Annotated in this window: 29 protein-coding genes and 1 tRNA gene; 27 read left to right on the top strand and 3 right to left on the bottom strand. The window is 52.0% G+C overall.

Annotation, left to right across the window (positions count from 1 at the left end; all coding sequences use genetic code 11):
- Window positions 1-3: 3 nt before the first annotated feature.
- The 23 genes from K365_RS26240 (at window position 4) to K365_RS0100740 (ending at window position 17,789) form a co-directional block, all read left to right on the top strand.
- Entirely contained in the window at window positions 4-702 is a 699-nt protein-coding gene (locus K365_RS26240) for a head decoration protein (protein WP_024333109.1), read from the top strand.
- Window positions 703-764: 62 nt separating this feature from the next.
- The gene (locus tag K365_RS0100630; RefSeq protein WP_024333110.1) at window positions 765-1,793 is read left to right on the top strand and encodes a major capsid protein; all 1,029 of its coding nucleotides are present in this window, start codon (window positions 765-767) and stop codon (window positions 1,791-1,793) included.
- A gap of 85 nt (window positions 1,794-1,878) precedes the next feature.
- Window positions 1,879-2,103, top strand: coding sequence for a hypothetical protein (locus tag K365_RS0100635; RefSeq protein WP_034624733.1), 225 nt, complete (start codon window positions 1,879-1,881; stop codon window positions 2,101-2,103).
- A gap of 6 nt (window positions 2,104-2,109) precedes the next feature.
- Window positions 2,110-2,436: a hypothetical protein gene (locus K365_RS0100640; protein WP_024333112.1), complete on the top strand. Its 327-nt coding sequence runs from the start codon at window positions 2,110-2,112 to the stop codon at window positions 2,434-2,436.
- 26 nt (window positions 2,437-2,462) lie between these two features.
- Window positions 2,463-2,870 carry a hypothetical protein gene (locus K365_RS0100645; RefSeq protein WP_156887653.1) on the top strand — a complete coding sequence of 136 codons (408 nt, stop codon included), beginning with the start codon at window positions 2,463-2,465 and terminating at the stop codon, window positions 2,868-2,870.
- Window positions 2,871-2,885: 15 nt separating this feature from the next.
- The gene (locus K365_RS0100650; protein WP_024333114.1) at window positions 2,886-3,347 is read left to right on the top strand and encodes a hypothetical protein; all 462 of its coding nucleotides are present in this window, start codon (window positions 2,886-2,888) and stop codon (window positions 3,345-3,347) included.
- Window positions 3,344-3,742, top strand: a complete 399-nt coding sequence (locus tag K365_RS29265) for a D-Ala-D-Ala carboxypeptidase family metallohydrolase (RefSeq protein ID WP_024333115.1) — start codon at window positions 3,344-3,346, stop codon at window positions 3,740-3,742. Before K365_RS0100650 ends, K365_RS29265 begins: the two co-directional genes overlap by 4 nt.
- Window positions 3,743-3,765: 23 nt before the next feature.
- Window positions 3,766-4,092 (top strand): head-tail joining protein, encoded by a 327-nt coding sequence (locus K365_RS0100660; RefSeq protein ID WP_024333116.1) that lies wholly within the window; start codon window positions 3,766-3,768, stop codon window positions 4,090-4,092.
- Window positions 4,089-4,724 carry a hypothetical protein gene (locus K365_RS0100665; protein WP_024333117.1) on the top strand — a complete coding sequence of 212 codons (636 nt, stop codon included), beginning with the start codon at window positions 4,089-4,091 and terminating at the stop codon, window positions 4,722-4,724. The genes K365_RS0100660 and K365_RS0100665 overlap by 4 nt, the downstream gene beginning before the upstream one ends.
- On the top strand, window positions 4,717-5,175 hold the full coding sequence (locus tag K365_RS0100670; RefSeq protein WP_024333118.1) for a hypothetical protein: 459 nt from the start codon (window positions 4,717-4,719) through the stop codon (window positions 5,173-5,175). The genes K365_RS0100665 and K365_RS0100670 overlap by 8 nt, the downstream gene beginning before the upstream one ends.
- Before the next feature lie 24 nt (window positions 5,176-5,199).
- Window positions 5,200-6,213, top strand: coding sequence for a hypothetical protein (locus tag K365_RS0100675; protein WP_024333119.1), 1,014 nt, complete (start codon window positions 5,200-5,202; stop codon window positions 6,211-6,213).
- Window positions 6,213-6,683 (top strand): hypothetical protein, encoded by a 471-nt coding sequence (locus tag K365_RS0100680; protein WP_024333120.1) that lies wholly within the window; start codon window positions 6,213-6,215, stop codon window positions 6,681-6,683. Before K365_RS0100675 ends, K365_RS0100680 begins: the two co-directional genes overlap by 1 nt.
- A gap of 150 nt (window positions 6,684-6,833) precedes the next feature.
- On the top strand, window positions 6,834-9,671 hold the full coding sequence (locus tag K365_RS26245) for a phage tail tape measure protein (protein ID WP_024333121.1): 2,838 nt from the start codon (window positions 6,834-6,836) through the stop codon (window positions 9,669-9,671).
- On the top strand, window positions 9,668-10,015 hold the full coding sequence (locus K365_RS0100695) for a hypothetical protein (protein ID WP_024333122.1): 348 nt from the start codon (window positions 9,668-9,670) through the stop codon (window positions 10,013-10,015). The genes K365_RS26245 and K365_RS0100695 overlap by 4 nt, the downstream gene beginning before the upstream one ends.
- Complete coding sequence (locus tag K365_RS0100700; protein WP_024333123.1) at window positions 10,015-11,652, top strand: hypothetical protein; 1,638 nt, start codon at window positions 10,015-10,017, stop codon at window positions 11,650-11,652. Before K365_RS0100695 ends, K365_RS0100700 begins: the two co-directional genes overlap by 1 nt.
- Window positions 11,652-12,272 (top strand): hypothetical protein, encoded by a 621-nt coding sequence (locus K365_RS0100705; RefSeq protein WP_024333124.1) that lies wholly within the window; start codon window positions 11,652-11,654, stop codon window positions 12,270-12,272. Before K365_RS0100700 ends, K365_RS0100705 begins: the two co-directional genes overlap by 1 nt.
- The gene (locus tag K365_RS0100710) at window positions 12,272-13,567 is read left to right on the top strand and encodes a hypothetical protein (protein WP_024333125.1); all 1,296 of its coding nucleotides are present in this window, start codon (window positions 12,272-12,274) and stop codon (window positions 13,565-13,567) included. The genes K365_RS0100705 and K365_RS0100710 overlap by 1 nt, the downstream gene beginning before the upstream one ends.
- Window positions 13,568-13,579: 12 nt before the next feature.
- Window positions 13,580-14,041, top strand: a complete 462-nt coding sequence (locus K365_RS0100715; RefSeq protein ID WP_024333126.1) for a hypothetical protein — start codon at window positions 13,580-13,582, stop codon at window positions 14,039-14,041.
- A gap of 12 nt (window positions 14,042-14,053) precedes the next feature.
- A complete protein-coding gene (locus K365_RS0100720; RefSeq protein WP_156887654.1) occupies window positions 14,054-14,461 on the top strand; it encodes a hypothetical protein in 408 nt (135 codons plus the stop codon).
- The gene (locus K365_RS26250) at window positions 14,461-14,871 is read left to right on the top strand and encodes a hypothetical protein (RefSeq protein WP_024333128.1); all 411 of its coding nucleotides are present in this window, start codon (window positions 14,461-14,463) and stop codon (window positions 14,869-14,871) included. The genes K365_RS0100720 and K365_RS26250 overlap by 1 nt, the downstream gene beginning before the upstream one ends.
- Window positions 14,868-16,076 carry a hypothetical protein gene (locus tag K365_RS26255; protein ID WP_024333129.1) on the top strand — a complete coding sequence of 403 codons (1,209 nt, stop codon included), beginning with the start codon at window positions 14,868-14,870 and terminating at the stop codon, window positions 16,074-16,076. The genes K365_RS26250 and K365_RS26255 overlap by 4 nt, the downstream gene beginning before the upstream one ends.
- Window positions 16,077-16,130: 54 nt before the next feature.
- A complete protein-coding gene (gene avd, locus K365_RS0100735; RefSeq protein WP_024333130.1) occupies window positions 16,131-16,466 on the top strand; it encodes a diversity-generating retroelement protein Avd in 336 nt (111 codons plus the stop codon).
- Between the two features lie 297 nt (window positions 16,467-16,763).
- A complete protein-coding gene (locus tag K365_RS0100740; RefSeq protein ID WP_034624734.1) occupies window positions 16,764-17,789 on the top strand; it encodes a reverse transcriptase/maturase family protein in 1,026 nt (341 codons plus the stop codon).
- Window positions 17,790-17,909: 120 nt separating this feature from the next.
- On the opposite strand, the gene K365_RS0100745 is transcribed toward K365_RS0100740, so the two are convergent.
- Window positions 17,910-17,985, bottom strand: a tRNA-Thr gene (locus K365_RS0100745).
- 211 nt (window positions 17,986-18,196) lie between these two features.
- Between K365_RS0100745 and K365_RS0100750 the strand changes: the two genes are divergently transcribed.
- Together K365_RS0100750 and K365_RS0100755 are read left to right on the top strand one after the other, a co-directional pair.
- Window positions 18,197-18,577 (top strand): PA2779 family protein, encoded by a 381-nt coding sequence (locus K365_RS0100750; protein WP_006968448.1) that lies wholly within the window; start codon window positions 18,197-18,199, stop codon window positions 18,575-18,577.
- A 9-nt stretch (window positions 18,578-18,586) separates the two neighbouring features.
- Complete coding sequence (locus tag K365_RS0100755; RefSeq protein ID WP_024333132.1) at window positions 18,587-19,603, top strand: PA2778 family cysteine peptidase; 1,017 nt, start codon at window positions 18,587-18,589, stop codon at window positions 19,601-19,603.
- Here K365_RS0100755 and K365_RS0100760 read toward each other — a convergent pair.
- On the bottom strand, window positions 19,561-20,829 hold the full coding sequence (locus K365_RS0100760) for a C45 family autoproteolytic acyltransferase/hydrolase (protein ID WP_337833232.1): 1,269 nt from the start codon (window positions 20,827-20,829) through the stop codon (window positions 19,561-19,563). The genes K365_RS0100755 and K365_RS0100760 overlap by 43 nt on opposite strands.
- Before the next feature lie 15 nt (window positions 20,830-20,844).
- Window positions 20,845-22,722 (bottom strand): autotransporter outer membrane beta-barrel domain-containing protein, encoded by a 1,878-nt coding sequence (locus K365_RS0100770; protein WP_024333134.1) that lies wholly within the window; start codon window positions 22,720-22,722, stop codon window positions 20,845-20,847.
- Between the two features lie 824 nt (window positions 22,723-23,546).
- Here K365_RS0100770 and K365_RS0100780 point away from each other — a divergent pair.
- Together K365_RS0100780 and K365_RS0100785 are read left to right on the top strand one after the other, a co-directional pair.
- Window positions 23,547-24,758 carry a helix-turn-helix domain-containing protein gene (locus K365_RS0100780; RefSeq protein WP_024333136.1) on the top strand — a complete coding sequence of 404 codons (1,212 nt, stop codon included), beginning with the start codon at window positions 23,547-23,549 and terminating at the stop codon, window positions 24,756-24,758.
- A gap of 12 nt (window positions 24,759-24,770) precedes the next feature.
- A complete protein-coding gene (locus K365_RS0100785; protein ID WP_024333137.1) occupies window positions 24,771-25,592 on the top strand; it encodes an ExeA family protein in 822 nt (273 codons plus the stop codon).
- Window positions 25,593-25,674 lie beyond the last annotated feature (82 nt).

The raw sequence follows: 25,674 nt of genomic DNA on the forward strand, positions 1-25,674 counted from the left end.
ACCATGGCACAGGATTTTGGAATGACCGAGCGGACTTTTGAGGACCGCGTGTTTGTCGGGGATCACCCCCCGGTATTTATGTCCGGCACCCTGTCCGGAGGCAGTCATGTGTCCGGCACGGTGTGCGGGATTCTGACTGCATCCGGCTATAAGGCGCAGCTGGACCCGGATGAAGCAGCCGTGGCTGCCCAGGGCACCATCTCGATGTCCGGTATCGCAGTGGCGGACGAAACTTTTGTGATCGATGACCAGACGTTTACCTGGAAGGCATCCAGATCAACCGCCGGCCAGGTAGCTATCGGCGCAGATGCCGCCGCGGCCGCTGCCAATATTGTTACCGCAGTGACCGCAGATCTGGACACCGTGACCGCCGAGGCGGATGGAAACGATGTGGTGATCACGGCCGCTGCCACCGGAACCGACGGCAACGCCATTGTGCTGACCGAAGCCTCCAGCAACATGACGGTTGACGGCGAAGGAACCCTGGGTGGCACCACTGTGGGCCGGGCCATCAATGGGTCCCAGGAAGCCGCATGTATCCTGTACGGAGACGTGGATGCCAGCGAAGAAGACGAGCCGGCCGTGTTCATGGAGCACGGCGTTGCCATTGATCATTATCTGACCTGGCCGGACGATATCACGGACGAACAGAAAGCCACTGCCATTGCCGAACTCAAGTCAATCGGCATTTACGTAAAATAATTCTTTGCAACCGGGACGTTGCGGGGATGCACATTAAAACCATATAAAGAAGGAGACACGACATGAGTTTGGAAATACCTGATCTTGACTGGAGGGTCCAGACCCGGGCAATCGAGCAGATCCCGACACCTCCCCGGATGCTGCAGGACCTGGTGTTCAAGGAAGAAAATACCCACGAGACCGACACGGTGGAAGTGGATATTGAAAAGGGCGGCCGGAAAATGGCCCCGTTCATCACCGACCTGGAAGGCGGGGTGGTGGTCAAGGGGACCTCCCGGGCCACCCGCGTGGTGAAAACCCCGAGGATCCGGCCCAAACATCCCATGACGGCCAAGGACCTGCTGGGTCAGCGCGGCCCCGGCCAGGTCTACTATGCCGGAGGGATCACGGACATCATGGCGGCCCGGAAAAAGAAGATCGCTACGGAACAGCGGAACCTGAAGATGCTCATCGATACCCGTAAGGAATGGATGTGTGCCCAGGCATTGACCGGCACCCTGGCGGTATCCCAGGACAATATCGCGTTTCAGGTGGATTATCTGATGCCCGATGCCCACCAGATCACCCTGACCGGTGACGACAAGTGGTCTGCCACAGATACAGCCAAACCCAGGAATCAGGTCAAGGTCTGGTCACAGATGATGATCAACGCCCTGGGGTATGGCCCGGACCTCATGATCTGCGGCACGGAAGCGGCGGAAGCCCTGTGGACCCTTTTGGAAGACGACAAGGCGTTTGATGCCCGCCGACTGTCTGCCGGGGAATTCACATGGAAAGCCACATCCAATTACATGGGCAACCTGGGTGGCATCGATGTGTACTCCTATGGATCTGTGTATGAAGATTCGGACGGTGACGACCAGAATCTGATCCCTGCCAACAAGATTTACATGATCGCTTCCCGGGCCCGGTTTTCAATCGAGTACGGCATTATCCTGGATCTGGATGCGGAAGCCCAGGTTGTGGGCCAGATTTTCTCTAAAGCCTGGCTGGAAAAAGATCCGTCCGTGCTCTGGCTCCTGGCGGAATCCCGGCCCCTGCCGGTACCCTGGCAGCCGGAAGCGATCATCGAAGTACAGGTGATTGACTGATCCGTCCGGACCGCCTGATGCAGCGTGTTAAATGCCAGGCGGCGGGTTGAACAACCGGCCGCCTTCACACAAAAGAGAGGGATTTATGGCAACCAAAAAAATACTGCTCACCCGGACCGCAGTAGTCAATGGCAAACACTATCTTCCGGACCCGGACAAAATCTATGAGTTTGACGCAAAAATTGCGGATGAGCTGGTGGACAAGAACGCCGCCGAACCGGTCATGGATCTGCCCGGCGGCCGGCAGGAAAATGATACAGATGATCCGTCCGCAGGCCTGAAATCGAACCTGAAAAAAAAGAACAGGTGATGTCAGATGCAGTTTTCCACGCTTGAACTGACGCTGATGTCCGGATTGTTCACTGTCCTGGGGGCGATAATCGCCGGGATCGTGATCCGGGTGCTGACCGGTAGCAGGTTTGTCACACAATCGGAATGCACGGCCCGGCATTCTGGAGACTGCAGGTCAAACGAGGATCTTATCGCCAAGATCGAAGAGATGAGAAAGGGCCAGGAAAAATTCCAGGAATCCGTGGATGCCAAAAACAGCCTGGTGTTTCGGATGCTCAGATCTATGGTGGTGTATATGGACATCCCGCAGGAGCAGAAGGAACGGATTCTGAATGAAAGGGCCGGGGACTGATGACAGCCAGCGGGACAATCATATGTATGCGCAATGTGCCGGGCAAGCCGCTGCACCGGGCGCTGACGGCCCCGCTGCCGTATCGGAAGCCGGACGGCACCATGGGATTGATCCCGGGCGGGTTTGAGTGGGACGGGTCCAGCTCTGAGCTGATCTGCAACAGCCCGTCAAAGACCAAACGGTTCCTGCTCCGCCTTGCCGCTGCACCGTTGAATTTTTTTATGCGCAGTGTCTGGCCACGGCATCGTCACCCCATCGCATCATGCAAGCATGATTATGGGTGTCTGCTTGCCAAAACCCCGGAAGAACGGTTGTTCCATGATCGTGAATTTCGGAAGAATGTCCGGAAAACTTCCTGGAAAATCACGGCCCAGGCCGGATATGCCGGGGTCCGTGCCGGTGCATGGCTGGGCGTTGGCGTTTATAATTATTAAAGAAAGGAAGATTTTATGAAAACGAAAATGATGGATATGCTGACATTTTTGCTGGTGCTCATGGCATTTATAATGATGGTGACAGGATGTGCAGGGAAAAATCTGGGAGACGGCCAGGTGGATCAGGTGGAGGCCGCCACCATCCGTCTGGCCGTGGGGTCTGCCATGGCTGCCATGCCTGAATCTGTGGTGCCGGCTTATGCTGTTACAAAGACATTGCTGGCGGTGATGGACGGACCGGAGGCCGTCCAGGTGGCTGATCTGGAAACGGCGTTGGATGAAAAAATCGCCGATCTTAATCTGACTGCACTGGAGCGGCAGTCCGTCACCGACCTGGCGGCCCTGGTCAGAGCGAATATTCAGGCGCATATCTCCGGTATTGGTGAGGCCAGGCAAATGGTGATGATTCGTGCCGTGATAGAAATTGTACATGAATCGTCCGCTGCACGGCTGAATATGGCCAAGGCGGGGGTATGACAAACAGCTCAATAAACTGGGCCGATTATCTCCCGTTTTTCAAACCCTATGAATTTGAATGCAACTGCACCCATAAATGCGGGCTACAGAACATGACTAAAGAACACATGGACCTGCTTTTCAAAGCCAGGAAGATGGTGGATCATCGTGGAATCAAATTCGACATTATCAGTGGGTCCAGGTGTACTTATTGGAACAAGCATGAAGGGGGCACGTTTTCCAGTGATCATGTCACGGGGGAAGGATCGGACATTTTCGTTTCCGGCAGCAGAGATCGGTTTTTGATTTTAAAAGCCCTTATCAAGGTTGGATTTAGCCGGATAGGGATAGGACGCACTTTCTTACACGCCGGCAGTGCTGCCAGGAATGATCAGGAAGTTTGCTGGCTGTATTAAGCCAGCAAAAAAAGGATGGGGTCATGACATTCAAAGAACAGATGGCCGATGATCTGAAGAACGTGTTTTACAACTCTGACGAATTTGCGGACCCTTCCGTGTACACACCGGTGTCAGGATCTGTGGTAGATCCGTGTCCGGTGATGGTGGACCACGATGTCCTGATCCAGGCGGACGGGTATGATGTGAACATGGCAACCCTGGGAACCACGGTCACGGCCATGGTGTCGGATGTGGGCAAGCCTGCCCGGGGTGATACGTTTGCCATGGAATCCGGCACCGTCTATACCGTGCAGCGGATTGAGCGGTATTCCCAGGACGGGCTGGAAGTGACGGTGGTGGTGAAATGACAGCGGTCAAACTTAATCAGGCGGATGTGGCAGCGGTCAAGGCTTTGCTGGGAGATCTGGCTGACAAGTACAAGTCTGTAATGACAACCTCTATAAACAAAACCCTGACCACGGCACGGACCCAGGCCACGGCCCGGATCGGTAATGAGATCAATTTAAAGGCAGCCCGGATCAAGCAGGACTTCACCATCAAGAAGGCGAATTATTCTGATATGTCCGGGTCACTGAAAGCCACGGGCAAGCCGGTTGGCCTGGTCAATTTCGGCGCCAGACAAACCCAGAAAGGAGTGTCTGTCAAGGTTTTGAAATCAGGATCAAGATCTGTGGTGAAACATGCGTTCATTGCAAAGGGTCGCGGCAGCACCAAAGAGCATGTGTTCTGGCGGGAAAAAGACCGCAGTTCACTGCCGGCACCCAGAAGGTTCCCAACCGGCAAGATTGCACCGAAAGGGCCATGGAAAGGAATGCCGGATAAATACCGGCTGTCCCTGGAACGCCTGACCGGTCCCCGGATCGAGGACATATTCGCCAAGTCGGAAGTCCTGGACCCCGTCACCATCCAGGCACAGCACGTGTATCTGTTGAACGTGGAAAACAAGATCGATGAAATTCTGAGGAGGCACCGTGGCTGATACCATCAGAGAACAGATTATTTCCGCGTACCTCACCCGGCTTTCAGCCTGGCGGACATCCGGCGGGTTCAACCACGACTGCGGCGCGTCCGTCCTGCGGGCGGTCCAGTATGTGGATGAAAAAGACCTGCCCGTGTGTGTGCTGTTTCCAAAGCCGGAAGAGGCGGCCACGAATCAGTACGGCATCAGTGAACATCAAATGCCGGTGCGGGTCGAGGGCCTGGTGGCAATCGGTGCGGTTGATCCGTCCGTGATCCAGGAACAGCTTTTGGGGGACATGATCAAACTCATGACCGACCCGGCCGTGGCAGTGACCTCCAAAATCAAAAGCATTCAATATACCGGCGGCGGCCCGAACGGCACCCCGACCGGTGAAGATACCAGCGTGGCCGCATATGCGGAATTCACCATTATATACACGACACTGAAGGGCAATCCCTACAGCCAATAACCATTATTAGAAAGGACAAGAACAATGGCAGATCCCAGACTTGACTATGAAGCCGGTCAGACCGCTGTGGCAATGACGGCGCTTTCGGATTCCGGCGACAACAAAACTTTTAACAGCGCGGCGGAGCTGTGGTCCAACCGGGCCGGGTTCACGCCGACCGTCCGGCCCAATGGCGTGTTGACCGGGTTGGTGGTTTCTCCGGCAGCGTCCGGGACAAACGACATGATCGATATCTCCGGTGGGACCTGCTGGCTGGCAGGCGCAGAGGAGGATATCACAGCGGACACGGACGTTGAGATCACCCGGGCCGTGACGACCAATACGCACATCATCTGTTCCGTCACCGTGACAGCCGCCGGCGCCATTGCCGTGGTAGCCGGCACGGACGGGACCGCATTTTCCAGCACCCGGGGCGAAGCAGGCGGGCCGCCATGGATCGACAATGATGCGATAGAGATTGCCCAGGTAAAACTGACCAGCAATTCTCCCGGCGCAGTGATTGCATCTGAGATCGTGCAGGTGCCTGGCAGCTCCAGGGAAACCGCATTGTTCCCGGTGTGGGAACAGGAGCGTATCCGGGTTAGCAATGGCGCACTGGGCTATGCCGGTGTGACGTTCGCATCCGAGCTGGCAGCCATTCACAGCGAAGATACCGGCACCACCGTGGCCGCCAAGCAGGTGTTTGCATCGTATTACACCCCCACATTTGCTCAGATCCCCAAAGCATCGGATTTTGTGCGTCCGGCTAACAGCTATTCCGTGTCTTCCACAGAATATTACGGCGGCGCCATGGGGTCCCGGTCACGGAGTATCGGCCAGGGCGGGTTCAGTGCCTACAGCAACACCCTGAACGAGGGATTCATGGCGTTTGAGGGTGAGGAATTATGGTTCAAGTTCCGCAACGACCGGCTGGTGACAGTGCCGGCGGTGTACTGCCAGGGGGTTCTGGGTATTGCAGAGACCTTTCCCACGGACGGCAGCATCGAGATTGCCGCCACCATATCCGCTGAAGCACAGGGCGAAAGGATACTTGCCTGATGGGATTTGATGCGGAAAAATTCCTGAATACAAAGATGCAGCCCCGGACGGCGGATGTGCCCGTCCCGGGGCTGGCATCCTGGTTTGGCGAGGGAGAGCCGGTGTTCAAGGTGCGCGGGATCACCGGCCAGGAGCTGGGCCAGGCCAAACAGGCCGTGGCAACCCGCAAGGACCTGGCAGCCCTGGTTGACGGGATCATCGGCGGGACCTCCAAAGAAAAAGCCGAATCAGCCAAAAAGATTCTGGGCATGGGGGAGGCAGTGCCGGAACAGGTGGCCTTGAGAATCCACATCGTCCGCCTGGGATCAGTTGATCCGGATCTGGATGAGGAAGCCACGGTCAAGCTGTGCACCTGCTACCCCGTCGAGTTTGAAGTCATCGGGAAAAAGATCCTGGAACTCACCGGCCAGGGACACGAGCCGGGAAAAGCCGAAGCCTCTGGCGTGACCCCGGCGTCCGAGGCGCGTTAGCACTCTGTTACGAGCGCAGCCGGTTTTTGTATGAAGCCCGGCCGGATCTGTTTCCCCAGGGGTATTTGACTGACACCGAAATGGAGCTGTGGGGTATGTATTACGATCATCTGAAAAAGAAACGCAAAGCAAAGAAAGGCGGGCCTGGCCGTGGCTGATCTGCAAAAAACCATAGAGGTTATATTCGGTGGCGTTGACCAGGTGTCCGGCACTGTTACCAGTATTTCCAAAAAAGTGTCTGACGGGTTCGGAGAACTGGAAAGCATGACCGATCCTTTGGCTAATGCCCATGACAAAGTGGTCATGCTGGAGGCGGCCCTGGGGGCCCTGGCCATCGGCGGCATGGCCCTGGCTGTCAATGTTGCCAAAGATTTTGATTCCCAGTTTCGGGAGGTCACTACACTGGTGGATGAGACCGGCGCGGGCATCGATGGGTTCCGAGGCGATCTTTTGCAGTATGTTTCTGATTCCACCCAGGGACTGGGGGACATCAACAATGCCTTGTATCAGGCCATTTCCCTGGGCGTGGATTACACCGACAGCCTGGAGGCACTGGCCACGGCCGAGCAGCTGGCCGTGGGCGGCAAGGCGAATCTGGCAGCGTCCACTGAATTGCTGCTGGGCTCCCTGAACGCATACGGGGACGGCGTTGATGAGGCGACCCGGTATTCTGATGCATTTTTCACCATTGTCAAAGACGGTAAAACCACCATCCCGGAGCTGGCACAGTATCTGTCCCAGGTGACCGGCACGGCCGCAGCGGCTGAAGTGCCCATCGAAACCCTGGGCGCGGCCATTGCCGCCATCACCGCGTCCGGCGCTCCCACCTCCCAGGCCATGACCCAGATCCGGCAGGTCATCGAAGCATTGATCAAGCCGACCAAGCAGGCCAGTGATTACGCCCAGGAGCTGGGACTCGACTTTTCTGCCCAGGCCCTGGCAGCTGACGGCCTGGAAGGCATCATGGCCAAAGTCTATGATGTGACCGGCGGCAACGTGGATCAGATGGCCAAACTGTTCACATCGTCTGAGGCATTGAGAGGGGCATTGATCCTGTCCAGGGATGAGTCCGGCAAGTTTGCCGGCGCTCTGGAAGACATGGAGAACAAGACCGGCGCGACGGCCACCGCATTTGAAAAAATGGCGGATGACGTCAACCTCATCAACCAGACCCTGGCAAACAACGTCACATTGACTCTGGAGGCAGTGGGCGAAAAACTGCTGGATGAATACGGGGACATTGCCACGGCACTGACGGATGTGTTCAAGGCGCTTCAGTCATCCATCAAGGCCGGGGCGTTCGATGACGTGTTCAACGTCATCGAAGAGCTGGGTGGAGATCTTGAAACAACCCTCAACGATCTGGCAAAAAATTTGCCTGAAGCGCTCAAAGACGTTGATTTTTCTGATTTTTCAAACTCCATTAAAACCCTGGCATCTGAAACCGCAGGCGTATTGGAGGCGTTTTTCGGCGATGTTGACTTGTCAACCCTGGAAGGGCTGTCCCAGGCAATTCAGAAGCTGGTAAATCTGGGCACATTGCTGAACGAAGTCACCACCGGAATTGTGGAAATCTGGCAAGATGTTGCCAAGTGGTTGGGTGAAGCAGCGGATAAAGCCGGCGACATGGACACCGAAACATCTGAGTTGATCGGGAATGTCCTTGGAGTGGGCAAAGTCGTTAATGAACTGTCCGGATTTTTGGGTGGTGCGGCCGATGCTCTGGGGTCTGTTTCCAACCTGGTCAATGTGCTGGCGGCCAAGCAGCTTGTTGGCATGGTGACATCTTTAGGGTCTGTCACGGCGGCCACGACAAAATGGGTGGACGTGATCAATGCTGCCACCGGAACCAAGGCATTGGGCTTATTGGGATTGTCTTATGCCGCCGGCCATGTGGTCGGGACCTTGATGGATAAATATATTCCAGCTGTCAGCGACACGGCCCAGGCAGTAATTGGCTGGACAGACAAGCTTCTCAACTTTTCCGGGACCCAGGATCAGGCCACAGACAGCGCAGAAGGTTTCAACAAGCTGATTGAAGCCCTGGCCAACAGCACGGAAAATTATCAATATGATCTGACAGATCTCAGAAAAGAACTGACCGGACTGGGTTACGACGTTGAGAACCTGCCGGATGAGGCCATATTTAAGATTGCAGCGGAAGCGGATCTGCTGAGTGTGGACACGGCCCGGGATCTGATGAAAGATCGGGTTGAGATTGATCCGCCGGTGGCAACGATTTGGGCGGATGTCGAACAGGCAGATAAAGAAATCACTGCGTTCTGGGAAGAGTTTTTAAAACTCCCTGACAAAAAAGATGTGGATGTCAACGTCAACGCAGACACAGACGCTGTTGAGCAGGTACAGAATTATATTACCTGGCTGGACGAAACCGGAACGGAGCATACCGTCATCATTGATGTTGCAAAAGATCAGGTCACGGATGTTGAAAAACAGATCGATGATATCCCGACAGAAAAAATGCTGGAGATCCAGCTTCAGGGAGACATTGATACACAGATAGCCGCCATCGAAGCCCAGGCAGAAACGGCCCAGACGGCGTTTGAATACAAAGCGGACGTCGATATAGCAGAAGCCCAGGCAAACGCGGATATTTTAGTTGCGGCTTACGATGCCGCCGGTGAGTCTGTTGGGGCTTTGGCCGAGTCAACATCGAGCATGTTTGGGGACTTCATTTCCAATATGTCTGATTTGTCTATGTCTGAAAAATGGGATCTTGGGGGCATGGTGGAAGATCAACTGGCCATAGAAGGGAAAATGGTTGATTCTCAAATTGCTTTAAATACTGCTCAGGCTGAATATATGCAGGCCAAAACAGAATCTATGGAGCGGGGTGATGCCATGATCCAGATTGATTCCACCGGCCTGGAGCCGGCGTTGGAAATGATCATGTGGCAGGTCATTGAAAAGGTGCAGATCCGGGCCAACGAAGAATCGGCAGACTTTTTACTGGGATTGAATTCATGATCGCTATATCGACATTGACACAGAACAGCGCCGGCCACCTGGTCATCCATGAAAAGAAATCATCTGACCTGAACAACCTGCCGGCCCGGGTGGCACGCACAAAGACCCTGAATGGCGGCGTGTATATCAATCATTCCGGGGTATCGGATGGTGATCGGACCTTGAGCGTCGTGGCCCTGATGACCGAGACGGACCGGGCAAGGCTGGTGAACATCCACAAAACAGAGACGTTTGTCCGCGTGACAACCCCTGATGGGGTTTTCCAGGCTGCGATATCCAGTGTCCGGCGGCAGAAGGCGGACACCATAATCACAATTTTGATCAAAGAAAAGGAGTCGGCATAATGGCACAAAAATGGCTGCCCGCGTCATCGTTGACCGGAGGCGGAGAAGGCGCACTGGATGCCATTGACGGCAGCAATGTTTCTGATGGCGACCGGGCCATTGTTATTGCAGATCTGGTTTATTTTTATGTGCTGGATGCGGATTCCGGGTTGGCTGAATCCTCCCCATCAGTTATTTCTCCGGCCGGAAATGCAGGAAACAAGCGGTGGGTTTTGGTTTCTGCATTTCCGAAAATAATAGATTTTGATAATGGAAACATCACGCTGGGAGAGGCTATCGGTATTGTTGATAGTACCACTACAAATAGTGCCATTATTGGCGGAGAAGGAAATGTCGCTGGGTATGGTTCTGAAAATAACGTGATAGCTGGTGGTGAAAATAACTTTGTTAAACTTGTTCGCTCCACGTTTGCCAGCGGAAAAAATCACAGAATTATGACAATGAACGAAGTGGCCGGAGCGCATGTATCTGGAATAGGTGCAACGGTTTTATTTGGCGGACAAAAATCTCATGCAAACGGATTTTTTAACCATCCGGGGGATGCCCAGGTTTCAAAAATTATCATGAGAGAAGAAACCACTGATGATTCAGAAACATCACTTTTCATAGACAACATGTATGGCGTGCCAACTAAAATATTGCTGTATGGTGAAAAAACATGGAAATACACTATTGACGTGGTTGCGAGACAGGTTGGCGGGGCCGTCGGAACAGTGGGTGATTCTGCCATGTGGCGGATTACCGGCGGCCTTAAAAACGTTGGCGGCACTTTGGCAAAAGGAACAGTTACGATAAGCGGCACCGTTTCCGATGGCGACACAGTAACGGTTTGCAGCAACACCTATACTTTCAGAGACACTCCGACACTGGCCACCGACCTTCAGGCAGGGGATGCGGCCACGGCAGCGACGAGCTTGGCGCGGGTGGCCTGGGCAAAAGAAGTGTATCTTTCCAATGCAGAGATCAGCGGTACCAATGTTGTTTTTACAATTTCTCCTGAAATGGGTGGCGGCGGAAATTCACAGCCGTTGACATGTTCTGGCGCAAACATTTCTACTGACGGAGGTGGAACATTTGGCGGCACATCTGAGTATGCTGAAGGAGATTTTTCAGGCATTGGAACTATCCAGGGAATCGGCCCCCCAAATGAAAATGAATGCGACCAACCGGCAGGACAGGCAAAAGGAACCGTAACAATATCCGGCGGGGTACCATTGGCAGATGAAACGCTTCAGATTGACGATCAAACGTTTATCTGGAAGGCCACAAGGACCGGGACCGGGGAAGTTGAATTGTCAACTGAGGGCTGGGAATGCTTGTCAAACCTTATCAGCGCCATTAATACAGACCTTTCAACCGTTGAGGCCACACAGATGGGAGCGGATTATGCCCACGTCGAGGCGGTTGAAGAGGGTCTTGGCGGGATGTCAATAGTTTTCACGTCGGCCTCAACAAATGTAACCATGGACGGCGACGGAACACTGGGAGGAACAACAGCAGTTATTACTGCCGCAAGCACCTGGGATGTCAATATGGAGGATGGCTGGTGGGTCAATGGCATTGAGGTTCTTGTCACCGGAGAAGCCGATAAAACCATCCACTGGGTGGCAAATATTGAGTTAGTCGAGGTGGGTTGATGGCCATTGATTTCATAAATACCGATACCAACGAGTGGACCAATACCGATGCGATTACGTGGATTGGCCTCAACATCGAAAGCGTTGACACTGGCTCTGAAATTATCAGGTATTTATGCACCCTGACCGGGGCAGCAGATGGCACCACGGACCTGACTTTGCCCATGGCATCCCTCCAGGCCCGCCGCAGATCCGGGGACCCCACTTATTTGAGTGTGGTTGTTCCCACTGTTGATTATGCTGATGCGATCGCAGCCCGGCCCAACGGGAAATTGAAAATTCAGCAGGCATACGAGCGCAATGGCGAGATATTACAGACTGAAACGATCATGGAAACCAGTTTGGATGAAGTGAATCCGGACGAGGGCGGGACAAACCAGTCTGTAACTATGATCGGTTACAGCACATCGACCTTTTATCCCAAAGAGGTGACCCTGACCGGCGCCATTTACCGGTCAACCCGGGGCGGTAAATATCATTACCGCCTGGCCCGGCCCTATATTTTTCTCAACCCCGGGGACACGGTGACATTTTCTGATGACGGGGTGTCTTTTGTGATTGACACAATGAGCTATTTTATCAATCCGACAACTTCAACAATAGAACTGGCATCCACGTAATGGGCAAAGGCACTATCATATCCGGCGGAACGGACGGACAATATCAGGTATCTGTGGTTTATAATACCGACCGGGCACAGGCAGAAAATACGGCCAACCTTGCCAAAATTGCAAATTTGGAAACGCAGATTGCCTCAGAAGAAAACGAACAAGCACTGAACATCCTGAAGCTGCAAAAACTGTCATTGGAAAAACGCAATGAGATCTTGGATAATATTCCGGAATCCGAAACCATATCCGCCTGGTGCGTGGATTTGACCGAAGACCTGGCCGGCGATGTTGGCCTGATCGAGGTGCCTGGAGAATCTGTGGCTTTCAATATTCAGCCTGGATATGACGAAAAGGCTGTGTATGATCCAGCCAGAGACGGCCAGCTTTCCCCAACCATGGCCATAACCCCGGCGGCCGCCTTCTACAATTTAGCCATGTTGCCTGGCTGGCAAAAATGGAAACCAACCTACCGGTACGGGACCATTACGGCCATTGCCGGCGATTTGGCCTCTGTGGCCCTTGAGGCGGTCACTTCAACTCAGCAGGCATTGGGAATCAATCAAGCATCGACATTGAATAACGTGCCGGTTGAGTACATGAGCTGCAACGGGGCTGCTTTTGCGGTGGGTGACGAGGTGTTGGTGAAGTTTACCGGGCAGGACTGGGGCAGACCGGTTGTGGTTGGGTTTAAAGATAGTCCTAAGATGTGCGGGTGGGTTGAGAATTGGGAAAACAGCGGAACTGCCACCGGTGCGGGTCGCGAAGATTGGATAAAAACTCAAAACAATCATTGGTTGCCATACCAATACAACAGCCCTGATTATTTTATATCAGACAATCGGCTTAAATTCAATCATCCGGGTGGCAGCGCTCAAAGTATAAATCGGCTGACATACTGGAGTCGCTCTTGGGACGGTTATTACCACTGGGGAGCGTTTGGTCCAACCCCGCCCCTACCATATCCGTTTCCAGACCCCAATCCGCCGAATGGTTTTATTTTAAACATTAAAGGGCGCGGGGTGGCGGATGGGGGGTCATTTGCATATGTAATGATTTCAGACCGGCCCTTTGAATTTGGAGCTCCTGGATCTGTCCGTGTTGTTTTGAGCCATGGACCTGACTTTGACTTTGTGTCGTATGGACAATACAAATATATAGATGCAAGCGGAACAGATGAATATCAGGTTTTCGATTTGCGTGATTATGGGATTGAGAACCCATTGATACATTGCATTGAAATCACCACATATGTGGTAGGTGGAGCGGCAGTGTCTTTAGATCTTGACCATATTAAAATATTTTAAAGGAGACCCACCATGCCAAAAATCAAAAACACATCAACAGCAAAACAATACTACATGGTCACCAACACGGCCGGGCAGACCGTGAATCTGGGGCCCGGCGATGAAGCGGATGTGTATGTGTATCCGCCGGAAGGGTCGGACCTGGAGGTCGTCACAGATGCGCCGGTGTGGACCCGGCTGGTCAGCCGCGCGGAAGTGGATCTGGATACCCCGGGCGCTCATGCGCCTGATCCGGCCATCGCCGGGTTTTCCGGAGCCGTGGTGGACATCGATCCGGACGCGGCCCTGGTGCTGCTGATGAAGATTTCCGGCAGTGTGACCGCGTACCGTCAGGGCGTTGACGCAGATCCGGAGCTGTCTGAATGGACGGACGAAGATCCGGTGGTCGGCATCGATGCGGCCGGCACCATGACAAAACTGTATCTGTCCGGCACGGGCACCGTCGAGGTGTTCCAGTACCGGCGGGGATTATAGGGGGTGATGGATATGGATGATCTGTTTATTTTACAGGGGAGGTCGAAGGGGTTGACGGATGAGCAGACGGAGGCTTTGGAGGCGGTGCCTGGCAAAGCCGACAAAGACACCCTGCACACCATCGCAGCCGCTTCCGGGGCCACCGAGTTGGACTATGAAGACGGGAGTGTGTTCGATGTGACAGCGAACGGCAATATTACCCTGACGTATGCCAATCTTCCGGCCGTCTGCGGGATCGTGATCTATGCAACCAACTGGGGGGCGCACACCATTACCCTGCCGGCCGGCACCGAGTTCGGCGGCGGGTCAGCCCCTGAATTCACTGCGGCCGGAACGGATATCATCGTTTTGACCACCATAGACGGCGGCACCACCACAGAATTTATGGTGGCGGAACAAGACATCAAGGAGGCAAGCTGATGACTGATTATTTTCCTGCGCCAAAAAAATTCAGGACAGAAGACGGTCGGGTGATTATTGGTTTTGATAAACTGAGCCTGGCTGAGCAGCATGCGTATGGGTATGAGCCGGTTCCTGTTCCGGCGCCGGCAGATCCGGTACCGCCATCGCCGGAACAGATCCAGGCGGAGACCAAGCAGGCCATTCAGGACATGCTGGACAATAAGGCCAAAGACTATGAGTTTGACAGCATCCACACCGCCGGTATCTGGCGAGGATTGCGGCCGCATGCTGAAGATCTGGTGTTGTGGGGGGCTGCATGCTGGAACAAGGCTGGCGAGATCCGGGCAGCGGTGATGGCCGGCGAGCGGTCAATGCCGACCCCGGAACAGGTCCTGGCTGAGATGCCGGAGTTCCAGGAGGCGTCATGAGGCAGTATGAATTAATGCGGATGGTGGCCAGGCTGAGAGAAATGGGGTTCCGGCTGGAGACCTTTGAACACAATGCCAATTCAGACGGGTCCGGCGCCACCGTGTCATCTGTCATGGCCTACATTCCGAAGATCACAACATCCGGCTGGCCGCAGTCAGCGCATAACGGCATCAAGGTAGGCGGTTTCTGGCTGGATGCTTATGAAGCGTCTCAACCGGATGCATCGGATACAAGCCCTGGCACCACCACGCTAAATGCACCCGGCACGGTCGCGGCTTGCTCAAGTGCAAACAAGGTGCCATGGGCATCGATCAGCTGGCTGAATGCACGTATTGCGGCATCGAACCGAATTATCAACGGACGTCCATGTCACATGGTCACGCCTTTTGAAAGGTTTGCAGCATTATCTCTGGTGATGAAATCCGGCCTTTGGGGCCAGCTTCGGGGAAACAACAACTCAGGCAAAGACACGCGCGATCCGGCTGAAGCTGCTTATTACGGCACCGCGGATCCGACAGTATCCGGCAGATGCCTGACCGGTACCGGGCCGTCAACATGGTATCATAACCTTGAGGTGGCCCTGGGTATACACAATCTGGTGGCGAATACATATGAATGGGAGAACTGCCGGATCGAGTCTGGTTTCATCCAACCAAAAGCATATCTGGCAGGGGCGGCTTCATACGGACAAGCTTATATTGACTATGATGACAACGCCGGCGGAGACGGGGTGGATATCTGTCACTTGACGCCCGGCACCTACACAATCACAGATGCCGTGAACGGCAACGAAGATGTAGTTGTTGAAAAGGTAATCATCACTGGTCGCTTCACCGGCCGGGTGATCCTTGCATCCGGGTTGAGCGCGTCACATGGGGACAACTGCGTGATACAGCTTAAAACGGCTATTGATCTGTGTAATGGTGTCACGACTGGCTGGTCTGCAATCGGCAAACTGCTGGAAGGCGCAGACAGCAAACAGATGGCGTTGCCGGATTTTTCCGACACATCAACCCATTATGCTACCTACCTGGACAGTGCCTATAAATACGACAACAATGATTCCCGTGCGTTGCAGCGGTGCGGCTACTGGGGCACTGGGTCTAATGCCCGTTCCGGTCTGCTTGTCCCTACGAGCGCTCATCCCACGAACTCGAGCACGCGTATTTCTTTTCGTGCCGCCTTGTCGGACGGGGATCTGTAGGCTGTTTATCTGCTTTGTGCGCGATAGCGCACACTAAAAGGAAAATTTCTGGCCATGGAAAATTTGATTGCCTATCAAAAAATGCTTGAATTGACTGAGTACGCCTATGTTGCGATACGGCAGTTCCCAAAATCCGAAAAGTATGGTTTAGCCGCGGATATCAAACGCCAGATATACACCATTTTGCGCCTGATGGTGGCGGCAAACAAAAGGTATTTCAAGAAAAATACGCTTCAGGATATGGATATTGAGCATGAGGTGCTGAGGCGCCAAATTGAAATGGCCAGAAATTTAAAGTTTGTCCCGTTCAAAAAGTTTGCCATCCTTTCTGCCAAAGTGGATGAGGTGGGCCGGTTGATCGGCGGGTGGAAAAAGAAGTTGCAGCAATGATTTGGGCTGGGGCTATACGTGCGTTGCAGCGGTGCGGCAACTGGGACAATGGGTCTAATGCCCGTTCCGGTCTGATTGTCAATACGAACAATCATCCCACGAACACGAACACGAATATTTCTTTTCGTGCCGACTCGAATTACAGCCGGAAGGCAAGCGCTCACGGGCGTCTGTCCAGAGCATGATTCAAGGGAGCCCACAGTCCATGTCTGTTGATTTTGGCAGGCAAAACATTAAAAACAGAAATCGTCTGGCTGGTAGGCAAGGGTCGAACGTCAGGCGATTCACCCTCTAATTATGAAACGATACAACCATCTGTTCGAAAAAATCTGTGATATCGAAAATCTTTTTGACGCATACCGGGTTTGCCTGAGAGGAAAACGCCTCCGGCGTGGCGTGCTTCCGTTTACATACAATTTGTCAAAAGAGCTGTTTCAGATCCGGCGTGAGCTGAAAAATGAAACTTACCGGACCGGTGCCTATTACAGTTTTTATGTGCATGAGCCAAAAAAAAGACTGGTGCAGTCTCTGCCGTTCCGTGATCGAATTGTTCAGCAGGCGCTATGTCAGGTTATCAACATTATTTTTGAGCAGACGTTTATTAAAGATACCTATGCTTGCATCAAGGGACGCGGAACTCACGCCGGATCCGACCAGCTTGTCAATTATATGAGAAAAGCCCAGGCAAAATTCGGCAAAGCCTACTGCCTTCAGTGCGACATCGCATCTTATTTTCCATCAATTGACCACAGCATCCTGATAAATATGTTTGAACAGAAAATCAAGTGCCGGAAAACCATGGACCTGATCCGGCTGATCACAGACAGCAACGGCCAGGCGGTGGGGATTCCAATCGGCAACCTGTTGTCACAGCTGTCCGCAAACATATATCTCAATGCCTTGGACCATCACGCCAAAGAGCACTGGCGCCTGCCTTATTATATTCGGTATATGGATGATTTCTGTATCCTGCATGGCAGCAAGAAATACCTGTGGTGGTTGAAAGGCGAGATTCAAACATTTCTCCGCCACAGGCTGGCCTTGACGTTGAACAGAAAATCCAGCCTGTTCCCCATCTCCCAGGGCGTTGATTTTTTGGGATACAGGACCTGGACTACACACAAGCTGGTAAGAAAGCGCAGCATAAATAAAGCCAGAAGAAAATTTAAAGGCCTGTCCCGATTGTACCATGCAGGGAAAATCAGCATGGATAAAATATCTGAGTCAGCCCGAAGCTGGTCTGCACACTGTGAGCATGCGGACACGTATCGGCTGAGAAGCAAGATGTTTAATATGCTGAGGAAAGATCTGGAAAGAAAATAGCCATTTTTATGGAGCGAAAAGGGAGCGAATTTTACGCTCCCTTTTTGGGTAAAATGAATAAAAATAGAGACTCTTGGTTTTTTGTGGATTCATGAAAAGCGCTGATAATGCTGGTTTTACTGGAGCCGGCGAGCAGACTCGAACTGCTGACTTGCTGATTACGAATCAGCTACTCTACCACCTGAGTTACGCCGGCTTTTTAAAACAACGCCCTTTATATCAGGGCATTGGGATATTTTCAAGCAAAATAAACGGTAGTCTCATCTTGGGACTCAACATGCCGCTGCCCATGGGATTCCTTTTAGAGGGTTTCCTACCAGGGTGTTTCAGCCCATAACTCTTGACGATGCAGGGTAAACATACTACCTTTGATTCAACTATCAACCATTTGCATGGAGGAAACAATCATGATCCGTCTGCTTACCAAGACCTGTATTTTTCTTTTGACCGGCATCTTTGTGATCACCAGCGCGGTGGTTCCGGCTATAGATGCCAAAATGATCGACACCAACGTATACCTGAGCCAGGAGGCGGATGCGGCCCGGGGGGAACTGGCATCGTTGATGGCCCGGGAAGATGTGAGGGAAAAAATGGCGGCTTTGGGTGTGAACCCGGATGATGCGGCCAACCGCATCGCGGCATTGACCGATCAGGAGGTGTCCCAGCTTCAGAACCGCATTGATGAACTGCCGGCCGGTTCCGGGGTGCTGGCCGTGCTGGGCATTGTGCTGGTGGTGTTGATCGTCCTTGAGCTGGTGGGTGTCACCAATGTTTTTAACCGGATGTAACCGGGCCGTATGATCCGGACATGTTATTTTCTGGCTGTCCTGGTGCTGATTTTCGGGACCGGATGCGCCGGCAGGAATGATGTCCGGCTTGTGGGGCCTGACCAGGGCGTGGAGTTGACGGCCACGCCCTTTTTTGCCCAGGAAAAATACCAGTGCGGCCCGGCGGCCCTGGCCATGCTGCTGGGAGCTTCCGGGGTTGCGGTTCATCCGGAGGATCTGGTTCCGGCCGTTTATCTGCCAAAGCGACAGGGAAGTCTTCAGATGGAACTGGCTGCCGCGTGCCGGCAATGGGGGCGGATTGCCTATCCGATATCTGCCGGCCTGACCGGGCTCACAGCTGAGATTCAATCCGGGCACCCGGTGCTGGTACTGCAGAACCTAGGATTTGAACGGTGGCCGATCTACCACTATGCCGTGGTGATCGGCGTGCTGCCCCCGGACCGGGTGGTGTTACGTTCCGGCACCAAAGAAAGGGTCGAGATGTCGGCGGCGGATTTCAACCGGACCTGGCAGCGTGCCGGGTCATGGGGCCTGATCGACTTGAGTCCCGGTGATCTGCCGCAAACGGTGGATCCTTTGGCCTATATGACGGCCGTGGCTGCGTTTGAGTCCGCCGGGAATGAAAATGCCGTTGCCGCCACAGCAGCATACCGGGCCGCACAGGCGGCATGGCCTGACAATTCCATGGTTCTGTTCGCTTTGGCCAACAATCATCTGGAACTAAACCGGCCCGCCCGGGCCGAGGCCCTTTACCGGACCCTGCTGGCAGCGGATCCGGATCATGTGGCTGCGGCCAACAACCTTGCCGAAGCCCTGGTCCTGCAGGGTGACCTTGCTCAGGCTTTGGCTGTGATTCAAACCGCAGTCCACATTGCGGAACAGACCCGGTCTCCACTTCTGGAAACAATCAAACACACCCGGCAGGAGATTGAGCAGGCGTTGCCGGAAAAAACCGCTGAACCTTCGAACGGACTCAAGGATTTTCAAAAAAGAGAAGAAAGTGCCACTTCTTCCCAATCCGAATAATCAAGGCCCCGCAACCAGATGGCTTTTGTTTCCGGGACGGCAATGACCTGATAAACTGTACCACCATGAACGGCACCGCCATCTTTGACAGAAATATCCATTAATTTTTTCAGGTTGTCTAAATTGAACCGGCCTTTGTATTCAGGTGAATTCCCCAGATTTCTGAGATTGGCCAGTCTTGGGTCCTGGGAAACAGGCGGCGGGGGATTTATCAAGGCTTCCCATTCCTGTGGATATGGCGGAACAAAACTGTTATATGTGGCAAGGAGTCCAGGGTATTTTCCTTCTCTGAGCCGGCAACCAAATGTGGCTCTTTCCATGGATACAGCCCGGTATGGGTCGGCAAGCTGAATGATGTAAGACAAATCTGCCGGTGTTTTTTTCAGCATTATAAACGCTTCATTGATGGTGCGACTGGAAGCAAGCACTCTAAGAAGAACGGAAGCGGTATCTTCGGCCCCGGGATCATATCCATTGTTTGACTGTTCCCCGTTGTTCAGTTCCAGAAAAAGACCGGTTTCATTCATTCCCGTTTCAAGATACAGGTTTCCTACTGGATGGATATTGGCCAGGGCAAGACCGTTCAAAGGATGGAATACCACAACACCTAAGTATTTCATATAATGGGTCATGGCTTCACGATTGATATCCCAGTTTCTGCTGAACACCAGCATATCGTCAGAAGTATTTTCTCCCCATGCGGCAATCCCGCTGCAAGCAGCCGGGGGATCATCTGCCAGAACCGCACCTGTGAGCAGCATCATGCCGGCATTTAAAACAAGTACTTCCTGTCTGCTCAACCCCGAAGTATCTGCTATACCATCCATAAGCTGATGGATTTCCGATCCATAAACCATGGAAACCAAGGTGGCAAATTCAACTTGATCTTGATATGCGATTCCTCTGGCCATCACATCCGCAGAAATTTCATCATGAAATTTCCGTAGCTGGTGCTGTAATAGGTATCCATACTGACGGCCCATCGAACGCCAGTCCCCAAAAAGATTGAGTACCGGATAGATGCCGTTGGGTGATAAATATCCAGTGCCGTCCTCAAAAGAATCCACAAATTTGAGAGGGTATTTCAAATGTTGTTCATTTTGTATGATGGTGTCATAAATGACCATGTGGGACTGGGGCAATCCACCTTTTGAAGGAAAAGTCCATATGGTGACAGGAAATGACAGAATGCATAGTAAAATGATAGAGACTGTTTTTATTTTCATAATAATTATGCCTGGCTAAAAATGATACTGAATCTGGATATTGAATTTATGTGCAGATCCCTGGTTGGCTTCCATGAAATAATAGTCATAATCAAAGGCACCGAACAGAACCCTTGAAAACCGAGTCTTGAGCGAAGCGCCAACGAGTCCTGAATTTTTTGGCATGTCCCGGCCGGGAGCTTCAAATGAATACGGGGTGTCATGAAAACGGGCGTTGAAATTTTTAGAATCAGGAAAGAATTCATGAATCCACCCGATTCGAAATTCGGGAATCAGTTCACCGGTTTCAAAGGTGAGTTTTCTGGACAGGTTCAAACCGATATGGGATTGCAGAGAATAGGACGTGCGGGAGTCCACATCCAGAGTCATGCTGTCAGCCCCTGATTCTGTGAAGGAATCTTCATGCATAAAGGCATAATTCATGTCAAAGCCGGGACGAACCAGCCAGTCGGCATATTTGAAACCATATCCCGTTCCCATGAACAACGCGCCTGTCTGGGCGGTATGGTCACTGGTTGCGGTTCGGTTCAGGAAATGAATGGTTCGGTCGGTATCGATTTCGACAATCCCGGCACCCAGTCCGGTATTCACGTAAGCGCCCTGTCCTTCTTGGGTTTCCGTCCATTGACTGTAAAGGAAACCCTGGTATGATTCAATGGTTGATTGGCCGATGTTCATTTTACCATCCAGGTTCTGGTATGATACAGCGATAGCGCCTCCGAATGTTTTTTTGTCTGTGGGTTTGTGATCCGCACCCACCATCAGTCCCCCCGTTTTTTCCCTGAACCCGGGGACTGCCCCGTGGGAATGATGACGGGTTTCAGAACCCGTGGCTGTTGCCCAGGATCTCCAGGGCTGCCCGTCATCGGATTCCGGATCGGCGTCCGGGTCTGGATCGGTGAAGCGAAAGGCATCTGTCAAATCCATCTGCCGTTGCAGATGCCGGTTGTTTCTCTGGATGTTGCCCAGGACGGCATAGCCCGCAGCGCCATGCATGGCAGGATAAATGTTTCCCATGGCCCGGTCCAGGCCGTTCATGTCCATGGTGTCCAGAAGATTCAGGATATCGGCGATATCACTGGAAGCTGAAGGGCGGGTGTGGTCGAGAATATCGGCCATATCCGCATGGGCAGGATTTGAGACCAGAGACGTATAGCTGTTGCGGTTCAAGTCAAAACCCAGCCCCAAAGCATTGTCAGAGATGTCGATATCAAATACTGCCGGGGAGGAAATCGTGGTGAATGCGCCGGAAATACCGGCGGCATTCAAAAAGGTGTGGCTGCTGTCCGATACATAGCCTATGGGAATAATGTGCAGCGTGCCGTCCAGAAAAGCGGTACCGGAAACATGAAGTATGTCCGACGCGCTCTGGTCCACCTCAATGGCCAGCGTCGATCCGGCGCCCTGATGGTAGTCGCCTGTAACTGTCAGGGTGCCGATGGAGTTACCCGGTGTTACCTGACTGAAATTGCTCAAAAGATCACCCGTATGAATCCCGTTACCCATCAGCAGGCTGTCATTATCCAGCAGCGTATCTCCGGTAACCATGCCGTTGTTGATGGCAATGGCATGGTCGAGACTCAGGGCAAAGGCGTCGCCACCGTAACTTGAGGCGGAAATTGTCGCACCGGGATGATTGATCAGGGTTCCCCGGTTTTGAATGGCGGCACCAAACGCGGTGTTTGTGGCGTTGGCGCGAATGGTTCCCGTGTTCTCGAATCGGGTCTCGCCCTCAATCAAAACGCCATATGATTCAGATTCCATTCCAGAAGCATTGACATCTATCAGGCCGGAGTTCATGATGAACTTACTGTCTGAAACAAAAATACCACGGGCAAATCCCTGGGAACTCTGGCTGGTAATGGTTCCTGCATTTATGAAATAGTCAAACATTCCACCACCGATTCTGTAGAGAGGCACAATAATATCCCAAAAATCCAGCCTAAAATCCCACGCATGTATGCCTAAATGAAATTTTTCAGGTGCAATATTTTGAGATTACGACGGAAGCTTTTTCATGGACAGCAGGAACCGCTGTATGCCTTTTATCCTCCTCCCCCCTTTTGGGGGGGATAAGAGGGGGGGGCATGTGTTATACCCTCCTTTGCAAAGTTTAACAATTAAACAGGAGGACACATGCCCCGATCATGGAATCTATTGATAACTGTTTTATCAGAAATTACAAGAAAAAACTGCATTGCACTTGCTTGCTGTCCCCACTGCGGGAACCGTCATACGTATATAAAATGGGGGTTTTACAGGCGATATCTATTTGATGATGAGCTGATAAATATCCAGCGTTTTCGCTGTGACAATGATCAATGCCCATGTAAAACCTTTTCAATTCTTCCCCATGCGCTATTGCCAATACTCAGGATCTCTCTGTGCATGTTGATGTATGTTCTTGATATGTACGAACAAGGAAACAATATCGCAGATATTGTCCGGCACACCGGCGGCAATTGGCCGCGAACACAGCGGTGGATAAAAAAAGCGTTGATAATCCGTGACTGGTTCAAGCAAGGACATGGCAATCGAATGTCCCCATGCTTATCTTCCGGCAGATCCTGGGCATCATTTGTCAGAGATTTTTCCTGGACTTTTTACCCGGAAAGATTCAGATAAAAAAGCACCAACACAAAACGTATATATAATAAAATCAGTCAGTTTGTTAAGCAATTCTCCTGGAGTTCAACTTTTTTAAACAGGAGGTTTAAGTGAGAGAACAAAATGACGAGAAATTAGAACTGGCCATATGGCGTTACGGGATTATCAGCCCTCTTCTGCACAGGGAAGCCAACAGCCTTCCCTCTGGAGAGCTGCTTGACCAGGCGTCCTGGCAGCGGTATGTCCATCCAAACGGTTCCCATATGAGATTGAGTGCAGAAACCCTCAGGAAATGGCTATACCGCTACCTTCAAAGTGGCCTGCCAGGCCTGATGGGCAAAGTCAGATCTGATAAAGGTAACCACCAGATCCCGGATAAGATCACTTCAGCAATGGTTGCTCTGCGGGAGGAACACCCAAGATGGACCCTTGCCAGGATGATCAAGGAACTGATTAAAACCAACAGGTGGAATGGAAGAAAACCCAGCAGGTCTGCCATTTACAGATTTGCAAAAGCCCATAACCTGCAAAGAGACCCCCACATTGATCCAAACGGGAATGTACGGCCTTTTGCCTTTGACCATTTCGGTCAATTATGGATTGCTGATTTTCTCCATGGTCCAAAATTGTTCAAGGACAATAAAAAGCACAAAACCTATCTCCATGTCATCCTGGATGACAGCAGCCGGTTTATTGTTCATGGTGGATTTTACCTGACCGAATCGGTTGAACCTTTACTCTATGATCTCATGGGTGCGGTCAGACGATTTGGAATTCCCCAGCGTTTTTACGTCGACAATGGGTCGGCATATATCAGCCGGCACCTGAAGATCCTTTGCGCCAGGAACGGAATTGATCTGGTCCATACCCCACCATTTGTCCCTCAAGGCAGAGGCAAATTAGAAAGGCTGTTCAGGACCGTCAGGGATCAGTTCCTTTGTGATAAATTTAAAACCATTAAGCAGATCAATGATGCGTTCAAATCCTGGGTTGCCGGATATCATGAAACCCTGCACTCATCTTTGGAATGTTCCCCGTTGCAAAAAAGACTGCAAAGCAAAAATGTATGCCGTGCTTTGTCGCCGTCGATTGACATTGAAGCCTTGTTCAGGATGGAGCGGCGTTGCAGGGTTTACAATGATTGCACCATCCATTTCAAAAAAATCAGGTATGAGGTACCCGGATGCCTGCCAGGATCCCGGGTAACCATTTATTATATGCCCTGGGACAAAACCTGTATCTACTACGGCAATGAAATGAAAAAGGCACGTATCGTTGACCTTGGCGCCAATGCAAGACGATTTGAACATCCAAATCAATAGGAAACCATACAAATGACTCATAAACAATCTCCACTGGAATTTTTTAATTGTAAATATCATCCGTTCGCAAATACTTACCGACTGAAAACCCCTTATCTGGGAGAGCAGGACAAGCGATTTCTCAGGACAGCCATATCGTTGATCTCCTCTGGAAAAAGTTTTGCTTTGTCCGGGCCCTCAGGTGCCGGCAAATCAACATTAATCAACTATGTTTTATCCCAGCTCGATGCAAACTGTTATAAACCTTCCCTGGTCCATTACGGTGGATTACAGCGCAACGGAATGCTCAAAGCCTTTGCTGACGTTCTTGGGGTGGAAACAAATGGTAGGACCGTGCCTTTGCTGATCAGCCTGCAAAAACAGATCACAAACATGGCATCGGAACACCGCAGTGTGTTCCCGGTATTTGTTATTGATGATGCCCACCTCATGGAAAAGGAATCATTAATGGATATCTGTTCCCTGATGTTTAATCCTCAAAAGGAAACCGTGGCCGCAAGTTTTATTCTTGTGGGAGATGAAACCTTTGAAAAAAAACTCTCACTGCAAATTCTGGCTTCTGTAAAAACCCGACTCACCGGGCAATTTAATTTGAATCCCTTGAATGACGATGAAAGTCTTGAATTTATCAAATTCAGGTTATCCAATGCAGGTGCAACAGAAACGCTGTTTGATCCGGATGCTTTAAACATTTTATCATCCCATTGCAGAGGGAATCGACGACACATCATGAACATGGGCACGTTGCTTTTAACCGAAGCCTTTTACAGACAGGAAAAAACGATCAGTGCGGAATTGATTTTCAATTGTGACCAGATAGAGATATCTGAGTGAAACAGAGGCATACGAGAGGGGACTCCGATGCCAAGGGATAACTCAGTGCGGTAGACTGCTGTCTGCTCGGGGCCTGGTAGTT

Origin of the sequence: Desulfotignum balticum DSM 7044 (assembly GCF_000421285.1) — a bacterium.
Lineage (GTDB): Bacteria > Desulfobacterota > Desulfobacteria > Desulfobacterales > Desulfobacteraceae > Desulfotignum > Desulfotignum balticum.